Source organism: Streptomyces sp. P5F9 (genome assembly GCF_057961495.1).
In genome coordinates, this window is record NZ_JBXVPZ010000424.1 from 1 (window position 1) to 8500 (window position 8500).

General features: G+C 68.2%; 12 protein-coding genes. 3 read left to right on the forward strand and 9 right to left on the reverse strand.

The features are described 5' to 3' along the window. Positions 1 to 92 precede the first annotated feature (92 nt). Together AC31A1_RS41045 and AC31A1_RS41050 are read right to left on the reverse strand one after the other, a co-directional pair. On the reverse strand, positions 93 to 356 hold the full coding sequence (locus AC31A1_RS41045) for a hypothetical protein (protein ID WP_489658181.1): 264 nt from the start codon (positions 354 to 356) through the stop codon (positions 93 to 95). Positions 357 to 526: 170 nt separating this feature from the next. Next, entirely contained in the window at positions 527 to 1081 is a 555-nt protein-coding gene (locus tag AC31A1_RS41050; RefSeq protein WP_489658182.1) for a TerD family protein, read from the reverse strand. Positions 1082 to 1542: 461 nt separating this feature from the next. On the opposite strand from AC31A1_RS41050, the gene AC31A1_RS41055 reads away from it, so the two are divergent. Further along, positions 1543 to 2289, forward strand: coding sequence for a DUF4118 domain-containing protein (locus AC31A1_RS41055; RefSeq protein ID WP_489658183.1), 747 nt, complete (start codon positions 1543 to 1545; stop codon positions 2287 to 2289). Positions 2290 to 2300: 11 nt separating this feature from the next. Here the strand turns inward: AC31A1_RS41055 and AC31A1_RS41060 are convergent, their stop codons facing one another. Continuing rightward, complete coding sequence (locus tag AC31A1_RS41060) at positions 2301 to 2726, reverse strand: CBS domain-containing protein (protein WP_489658184.1); 426 nt, start codon at positions 2724 to 2726, stop codon at positions 2301 to 2303. 291 nt (positions 2727 to 3017) lie between these two features. On the opposite strand from AC31A1_RS41060, the gene AC31A1_RS41065 reads away from it, so the two are divergent. Then, positions 3018 to 3236, forward strand: coding sequence for a hypothetical protein (locus tag AC31A1_RS41065; RefSeq protein WP_489658185.1), 219 nt, complete (start codon positions 3018 to 3020; stop codon positions 3234 to 3236). Positions 3237 to 3264: 28 nt separating this feature from the next. Here the strand turns inward: AC31A1_RS41065 and AC31A1_RS41070 are convergent, their stop codons facing one another. Both AC31A1_RS41070 and AC31A1_RS41075 read right to left on the reverse strand, forming a co-directional pair. Beyond that, a complete protein-coding gene (locus AC31A1_RS41070) occupies positions 3265 to 4026 on the reverse strand; it encodes a class I SAM-dependent methyltransferase (protein ID WP_489658192.1) in 762 nt (253 codons plus the stop codon). Between the two features lie 130 nt (positions 4027 to 4156). After that, positions 4157 to 4486: a TfoX/Sxy family protein gene (locus AC31A1_RS41075; protein ID WP_489658186.1), complete on the reverse strand. Its 330-nt coding sequence runs from the start codon at positions 4484 to 4486 to the stop codon at positions 4157 to 4159. 404 nt (positions 4487 to 4890) lie between these two features. On the opposite strand from AC31A1_RS41075, the gene AC31A1_RS41080 reads away from it, so the two are divergent. Next, positions 4891 to 5622 carry a flavodoxin family protein gene (locus AC31A1_RS41080; protein WP_489658187.1) on the forward strand — a complete coding sequence of 244 codons (732 nt, stop codon included), beginning with the start codon at positions 4891 to 4893 and terminating at the stop codon, positions 5620 to 5622. Here the strand turns inward: AC31A1_RS41080 and AC31A1_RS41085 are convergent. The 4 genes from AC31A1_RS41085 to AC31A1_RS41100 form a co-directional block, all read right to left on the reverse strand. Beyond that, on the reverse strand, positions 5613 to 6110 hold the full coding sequence (locus AC31A1_RS41085; RefSeq protein ID WP_489658188.1) for a MaoC family dehydratase: 498 nt from the start codon (positions 6108 to 6110) through the stop codon (positions 5613 to 5615). The two genes, AC31A1_RS41080 and AC31A1_RS41085, sit on opposite strands and share 10 nt — an antisense overlap. Positions 6111 to 6642: 532 nt before the next feature. After that, positions 6643 to 7197 carry a dihydrofolate reductase family protein gene (locus AC31A1_RS41090; RefSeq protein ID WP_489658189.1) on the reverse strand — a complete coding sequence of 185 codons (555 nt, stop codon included), beginning with the start codon at positions 7195 to 7197 and terminating at the stop codon, positions 6643 to 6645. Positions 7198 to 7291: 94 nt separating this feature from the next. Next, complete coding sequence (locus AC31A1_RS41095) at positions 7292 to 8011, reverse strand: helix-turn-helix domain-containing protein (RefSeq protein WP_489658190.1); 720 nt, start codon at positions 8009 to 8011, stop codon at positions 7292 to 7294. Between the two features lie 309 nt (positions 8012 to 8320). Further along, on the reverse strand, positions 8321 to 8500 hold a 180-nt coding region (locus AC31A1_RS41100; RefSeq protein WP_489658191.1), incomplete at its 5' end, for a DNA-directed RNA polymerase subunit alpha C-terminal domain-containing protein.

The following is an 8500-nucleotide window of genomic DNA, read 5'->3' on the forward strand; positions in this document are numbered from 1 at the left end:
GGACGATCCCCAGCTTCCACCACAGCAGAAACCGAATCAGCTCGACCAGTGACTACACCACTCGGCGGGACACCATCTGCCTGCTGCGCCGGTCAACCGGTCATGGCTGCGACGACCAGCGCAACAGCTGCACCGCACAGCAGCACCACAAGCGGCCATGTCGGCCAGCCGCGCCCGGTACGCCTGCGCCACACCACCAGCCACAGTGCACACGCCACCACGAACACGACCGTCACACCGCTCAGCTCGCCGTCCCGCCACGCCACCCGCACGGCGCCAGGGTCGGCACCCCATACAAGGAGCGCAACGAGGACGCCCACGGTCAGCGCACACACCGCTTCCAGCAGCCTGCTCATACGGTGCCCTTCTTTTCCGGCGTCCCCGTCAGGTCAGTGCGCGGGCGGAACAGACGCCTCGACCTCAAGGGTCTCCGTCTTACGGCCTTCTGTGTCCGTACTGGTGGACCGCTTCTCCCCGGCCCGGGGGCCGGCTAAGGGCGCCTGGGGCGCACCGGACTGCTGCTTGGTCAGGGCTGGGGGGTGCCGCCCATCTCGGCGGTGAAGATCACGGGGTCGCTGTCGAATCCTTGGACCATCTCGTGGAACTCCCACGTTCCGGAGGTGTCCCTGGTGAACTCCGCGACCGTCGCGGCGGTGTATCCGGAGAGCTGTGCGAAGTCGTCCTTCAGCAGCTCCGTGTACCCCTCGACAACCAGAACCCCGGCGTTCGAAATGCGGCCGAAGGTTTTGGGGCCGTTGTTCTGGTGGATCGCCACACCCACCACCACCCGTGCGAAGGAGGGGGCGAGGCGATCGAGCTCGATGGTCATCGCTTCGACATAGCCGAAGCCCTGACCGGTTTGGCTGTGACGGCTCATGTTGATGGTGCCGTCCGGTGAGCGACTGTCGAAGTGGACGACGTACACCGGCCGCCCGTAGGGGGCATCCGCCGAGTAGGTTGCGGCGATGATGTCGAGATGGTGAGGTGGCTGGTCCCAGGGGCTCGGGTCCCATTTGAGCCGGACCTCGGCCTTCCCGACTCCATGGCTGTCGCTGCTCACCGGATTTGCTGCCTCTCTCATTTCAGGCCACCACGGGATGGCCCCCGTATGGGCAAGTATGGCTCTCGGCCATCCTGTTGAAGCCTCGTGCGGCATCTCGTGACCGGGTTCGCCTTGTCCACATCCTGTGGGCGGTGGGAGGTGGCCGGCACGTCCCACGGCGCTGATCGCTGCAACAGGCGCCGGGGGGCTCGTCGTCTGGGCGTCCATGCATCGCGTGAGGAACGGCGGGATGCCGTCGTGGCCCAGCCCCAGGGACTGGTGGGACCCGTCCAACGGCTTGAGCCCCCTGCTGGTGATCTTGAAGCACGTCCACCGTGGTGAGAGACGCGTCAGGATTGCATCAAGAGCGTGTCCGTCCCCGCACCGGGGTGGGTGCGGCAGCGGGATTCTTGCCTTGTCGACTGTCTTGTCGCGTCGACCCCTGTACGGGCGGCCCCCGGGGCAAGGGGCTGCTCCTCGCTCCCGTGAGGTGGTGGACCATGCGGATGCCGCTGCGTGACCGGATCGCCCTGGTGGCTGCCCTGCTCGCCCCGCTCGTCGTCGCGCTCGCCCTGGCACCGTTCCGTACGCACATGACGTCCGCGAACCTGGCCCTGATCCTTGTCGTGGTCGTCGTGGCGGTCGCGGCCCTGGGCAGCCGGGCCGCCGGGGTGCTGGCCGCGCTGTCGGCGGCGGCCTGGTTCGACTTCTTCCTCACCCGCCCCTACCAGCGGTTCACCATCTCGCACGGCGACGACATCACCACCACGCTGCTGCTGTTGGCGGTAGGTGTGGCCGTTTCCCAACTGGCCGCCCACGCCCGCACGTTGAAGCTGGTCACCGTCACGGACGCGGCTCTCCTGGCACGGATCCACGACACGGCGAGCCTGGTCCAGGCAGGGGCCTCGTATGCCGTGGTCGATCAGGTGTCCCGGCAGCTCGTCGAGATCCTGGGACTGCGCAGCTGCCGCTTCGAGCACGGGACGCTGCTTGGACGGCACCCTCGCCTGGAACAGGACGGCTCGGTGAGCGTCGGACGGGCGTCCTGGAATCTGGAGAAGGACGGCTGGCCCGGCGAGGAGATCGAACTGCGGGCCTCGGTGGGCGGCCGGTACCTCGGCCGGTTCATGCTGGTGCCGGAACCCGGCGCGGCACCGCCGCCCCTGCAGACACGCCTGGTCGCCGTGAGCCTGGCCGACCACGTCGGTTCGGCACTGGACACCGCGGGGCCGGTGCTCGACCGCTGACCCGACAGGTTTCAGGCGCCCGGTGTGCTGGTTAACGTGCCCGTCTTCCCCAGGAGTTCGTGCAACAGGTGGGAGGCGGTGATGACGCCGAGGAGGTGCGTGCCGTCCTTGGTCTTCTCCGCGACCGCCGCCAGGACACTGCGCACCTGCGCCATCGGCGCGGCGACCTCCAGGGCGGTGTCGTCCGGGGCGATGTCGTCCGGGTCGGCGATCGGCGGCGGGGCCGCCGTCTTGGAGAGACCATGGCTGAAGCGGCGGTCGGCCAGCGCCTGGCACAGCCGGTCGGCGTGCTGCTCGTCGACCACCGCGCCGAGCGTGGGGTTCTCGATGACGTAGGCGGGAACCGGCACTTTGATCATCTGGGAGGGCGGCAGGTTGGCCTTCGGCTTCCCGCGCCCGTCGAGGGCGAGCTGCCCGGGCAGCCTGTGCTCGGCCATCGGCTGCGGGGCAAGTTGACCGCCGGGGATGCTCCTCGTGTTCGGAGGCAACTCCTGAGAGCCCGGGCCCGGGCCCCGGCGTCGTGGAAGCAGACCCCGGCAAGGTCACCTCTATGGCTCCGGAAACCGGCGCGATGCTGCCGGCCCCTGCAGCCGGTCCCATGTGAGGTTCGGCATCGCTCGGGCTTCGCCCCGCAGCGTGCGCGTTCTCGGGGAGCTGGGCGTGCAGCGTCTGATGGACACACTGCTTCTTCCCGATTCGTAGCCTCGCCATGAGATAAGAGTCCGGCCATGTCACTCCGAAACGGACCCTCCTCCACACCTTCCCCCACGCCGCAGGAGGTGGTGATCCAGGAGGTCCTCACCTGCTTCGATGTCGTTGCCCGCGTCCGTGGGGCGCGTGACAGTGTCCTGGCCTCCTCCCGCGCCGACCCGCGGGAGGAGGAACGCGCCTTCAATGAACTGCGGCAGGCCATCACGCGGCTCCGCGCCATCTCCGGGCCCGGGTAACACCGCCCCATCCCGCTGCCCCAGACGGTCAGGGGCAGAGCGCCACCAGGAGATCAACCACGTAGGTCTCCTCCGCCTCCCCGCTGGGAAAAATCCTGCCCAGCCGCTCACGCTCATCGACGAAAAACGCATGGCGGGCGGCCTCTTCAAGGACGAGGAACGCAGAGCGGCTGCCGATGTTGGCGAGATGCATGTCCAAAGAGACGGTGCGGCTCCAGCGCACCTGACGGCGCGCTACCCTCAGCCCCGCCAGCCCCGCCAACCGGATGGCGTCAGTGTCCGAAGGACGCACCGCAGACCTTGGCATCACCCCGCAGTGGCGCGCGATGCGCTCGTGCTGCTCACGGATCCACGGCACGTCGAAGGCCGTGGTGTTCCACCAGATCGCCAGCGCACCTCCCGCTCGCAGGACACGCAGCGCCTCCGGGACGGACCGACCGGTGTCGGTCCACTGCCAGGACTGCGCATACGTGACGAGGTCGCAGGAAGCCTCGGCCAGCGGCAGCGCATTGCCGTCACCCCTCACGACCGGCACCCCCGGGAGCGCCTTGTGAAACTCATCAGCCATGGCCTCACCCGGCTCCACGGCAATCACCTCGGCGCCGCGCTCCCGTAGCAGCGCGCTGGCGATTCCGGTACCCGCGCCGACATCGGCGACCCGGGCACCCGCCAGACGGCAGCCTGCGAGCTCCTCGATGGAGTCAAACAGCGCGGCTGGATAAGAAGGCCGACTCGCCGCGTACTGCGCCGCGGCTACATCGAACGACTGGGCGCGAGAGCTGGCGGTCATACCGTCATCATCGCTTTCCTGCACCAGACATTCGACCACCACCAACCCATTGATCGTTTCCGGCCACAGCAGTAGCTGCCCTGACCCGGCACGATGACCCTGCAGAGGTCGGCACGCGGATCAGGGGTTCCTACTTGGGCGTGAGGCTCGCGGCGAAGCCGTGGCCCTCGTCGACCCACGCACCCAGTTCCTCGTCCTCGGCGACGGCCTCGCCCGCGATCACGATCCAGCCGCGCATGGGACGGCCGGTCATGTCGAAAATCCGCGCACCCGGCCGGGCAAGGGCCGCGGCGGTGGCGTCCGGACCGACCCGGACCATGAGATCGTCGCCGGTCACGCCGACGGCGATGTTGCCGCAGCAAAGGAAGGCGATGCCGCCGAACATGCGCTTCTCCGTGATGCCGGATTCCGCCTTGAATCGCTGGCGAATGCGCTCGGCGAGTCCTTCGTCATACGCCATCAGGAGTCACCCTTCGGGCTGCGGACAGGAGAGGTACGGTCAGGCGGGAGAGGCCGCCCGGGCCGGATACGGGCCAGGATGTCGCGCGGGTGGGGCTCGAACGAGTACATCACGTGTATCGGGTTTGGGACCGCCGCTCGCACTGTCACGTCGGTCGTCATCGGGCCAGGGTCTTGCGCTCGTAGACCAGGCTCTCGGTGCGAGTGGTGCCGTGCTGGATCCAGGATGGCCGCCCACGGCGCCGAGTGGTCGCCCGGCAGGGCTGCGCCGGGAGACCGGGGTGAGGTATGACGAATCGGTGACCAAGTGACGACATAGAGCGAGAAAGAGAGATCCTTGCGAGAGGCTGCCGCTGAGCCCGCCTGCGGACCGATCCGCCCGCCAGCCTCGTGAAGGAGCCCGCCGTGACCGCCCCGAGCCCTGCCGACGACGCCTACCGCTTCGACGACCTGACCGCCCTGTTCTTCAACTGCACCCTGAAGCCGTCGCCGCAGCAGACCCACACCGAGGGGCTGATCGACAAGAGCCGGGCGATCATGGACGCTCGCGGGGTCACCACGGATGTCGTACGCGCCGTCGACCACGACATCGCACCGGGCGTCTACCCGGACATGACCGAGCACGGGTTCGCCACCGACGCCTGGCCGGCGTTGTACGAGCAGGTGATGGCCGCCGACATCCTGGTGCTGGCCGGGCCGATCTGGCTGGGCGACAACAGCTCGGTCATGAAGAAGGTCATCGAGCGGCTCTACGGCGGTTCGGGACTGCTCAACCCGGCGGGCCAGTACGCCTATTACGGGCGGGTCGGTGGCTGTCTGATCACCGGCAACGAGGACGGCGTGAAGCACTGCGCGATGAACATCCTCTACAGCCTCCAGCACCTCGGCTACACCATCCCGCCGCAGGCCGACGCGGGCTGGATCGGCCCGGCGGGACCCGGACCCTCCTACCTCGACCCCGGCTCGGGCGGCCCGGAGAACGACTTCACCAACCGCAACACCACGTTCATGGCCTGGAACCTGATGCACATGGCGGCGATGCTCAAGCGCACCGGAGGCCTCCCGGCGCACGGCAACCAGCGCTCCGAATGGGATGCCGGCTGCCGGCTCGACGCGGCCAACCCCGACTACCGCTGAGGTACGCGCCGCAGCAGGATGTTCATCGCCGTCACGGTGAGCACGGGTTCACCGCGCTGGTTGAGCACCTCGACGGCGGTGTGCACGATGCCGCGGTCCGGCTTGGAGCGGGAGACGCGGGCTTCCTGGATCGTCGTACGGATCGAGAGGCTGTCACCGGGCCGGACCGGCCGGACCCAGCGCAGCTCGTCGACGCCCGGGGAAGCCAGGCTCGCTACCTTGCTCACGAAGTGGTCGGCGTACAGGCGCATCATGACGCTGGCGGTGTGCCAGCCGCTGGCGATCAGTCCTTTGAACGGACCCCCTTCTGCGGCCTCGGGGTCCGTGTGGATGTTCTGCGGGTCGAACTCCCCGGCGAACCGCAGAATGTCCTGCTCGGTCATGGTGATGCTGCCGTAGACGTACACCGAACCCGGGACGTAGTCCTCGAAATAGCGGTTCTGGATCGGTGCGTTGAAGTCCACGTTGCTCAGCGTGGTGGTCGTCATGGGCGGCACGATAGCCGGGGGCGATTGTCCGCAGGGACGGGAAACTGCCGTCTGGCGCCGACCAGGAACCCGAACCGGGTTCCCCGAAAGTGTTCGGGCCGTTGCGTCAGCCATATCCGGTGAGACATGGTCCCGTGGAACCTCTGCCGGCCTCCAAGCCCCGTGCTGCTCGGCCCTCAGACCTCTGCGGTCCGCCTGCTCGTTGTTGTGCCCCGCAGGCGGCTTGCAGTGCAGCGGCACAAGTGGGGAGTGACACGGTCTGAGGCGAAGAGGCCGACCATGTGCGGCGACTGCTCGTACCAGCAGTCGCCGCGGGCGGGACCGAGAGCCAATCGGGCCGAAAGTGTGACGATTCACCTGGTTCAACCACGAGGTGCGCAGGAATATCGGGCGGGCGGCGGCAACGGGCAAGGCAGGCAGGCCGATCGGCAGAAGTGGATCAGGACAGGCCAAAGCCTGCCGCACCGGGTTTCGGCCCGCCGTTTCCTGCTGCTGGGGCGTTTCGTGGGCTCCCGTCCGCGCCGAGCAGCGCTCAGCGCGTCGGACGGTAGGTCGCGATGATCACTCCGCTGCTGGTCGGCTGGGCGCTCACCAGCTGCAACTTCTTCAGGGGGGTGTCGTCGGCGAACAGCTTTTTGCGGCTCTCGCCGGCCACCACCGGGTGGATCAGCAGTACCAGTTCGTCCAGCAGGTCCTGCTCAAGCAGCGAACGCACCAGCGTCGGGCTGCCCGCGACGGTGATGTCCTTGCCCTCGCCCGCCTTGAGCTCCTCGATCGTGGCCGCCAGATCACCGTTGATGAGCGTGCTGTTCGCCCAGTCCTCCACGCTGTCCAGCGTGGAGGAGACGACGTACTTGGGCGAGTCATTGATCCACTTGGCGAAGCCGGCGTCTTCGCCGCTGGTCACCGTCGGCCAGTACCCGGCCCACTCGGTGAAGGTCGCCCGGCCCAGCAGAATCGTGTCGGCCGTCTCCAGAGTCTTTCCCAGCGCCGCGCCCATCTCCTCGTCGAAAGCGAACTGCCACTCGTTCGGCGACTGGGCGACACCATCGAGCGAGACGAACAGACCCGAAACGACCTTGCGCATGATTCCTCCGTGATGAGTTCGGGTCCTCTGCCCGGTCCCGGCCGAACAGACCTCCGGCCGGGGCGGACCGACACCGTCGGCTACGTCAGGAAGGCTATGCGGGCACCGGGGAGGAGGGCTTGTACAGAAGCGACAGCGGCTCCGCCGTGTCCGGAGCACTCAGCTGAGTGGCTGTCCGGCCGATGAACCGGGTCAAGGACCGCGCCAGGTGCGGCTGGTCGAAATAGCCCAGCTCGTGCACGACGTCCTGCGCCGGCACCCCCTCCTGGATCAGAACCGCCGCCTCGCGGGCGCGGTGGATCTGCCGGATGGCACCGCGGGTGAGGCCCGTCGCCGCGACGAAACGCCGCTGGAGGGTCCGCTCGGAGACATCGGGGGCCGCGCCGCCGAGCACCGCGGGCACGATCGGATCGCAGTCCACGATGCCTTCACGGACCATGCGCCGCACGAATGCCTCCGCATTGTCGTAATCGGGCACGTGCCAGGCGGAACCCTTCAGCCACACCGAGCGCCGCGTCACGTCGGGGATCTCCGCGCTGCCACCCACGAGCGGGCCGATCGGCACGTGAGGCATCGAGGTGCCGAGAGCGAAGCTGATACCGAAGAACGTGGCGTCCTTGGGAACGGGAGCCGGACAGGCCCTGGGCTCCGGGCCCAGCACGGCCGCCTGCACGTTGCCGTCGTGCTCCCAGAAGACAAGCTCCCAGTGCGCCGCCGCGATCGACGTCATCCTGCCGACCTCGATGCTGCGGCTGCGCCATACCCTCTCGATGTACGGCAGCTCCGACGGCCGGCTCTCGATCTCCAGACCCAACCGGATCAACCCCCGTTCACCGCCGCCTGAGCCGCCAGTGTGTCACGCCGTCCGGACGGCCAGAGCGTGAGATGCGCGCGGAAGATCGGCGCGGCTCGGCCTGACCGCGGCCAGTGGCCCGAGGCCCGCAAGGCGCGTGTGGAAGCCCAGCCGCATCAGGGAAGTTCACCACCTCCGGCCTGGACAATCTGCTGGCAGGACTCGACCGGCACGCCGCCGATCATCAGGAAGAATCCTCGTTCCGCCTCGCCGCATGATCAACTCCCGAAGGACTTCCGAAGCCGACCTAAGCCTGGCGCTGTGCAGCGTTCAGTATTGCTCGGTCTCCACGAAGCCCGCGTCCACGTCGTCGGCGCCGAAGGTGTCGGCGGCGGCGGTCGGGTTGAATCCGGGCGGGGCGTCCTTGAGAGCCAGGCCCATGCCGGCCAGCTTCTCCTTGACCTCGTCGATGGACTTCGCACCGAAGTTGCGGATGTCCATCAGGTCGGC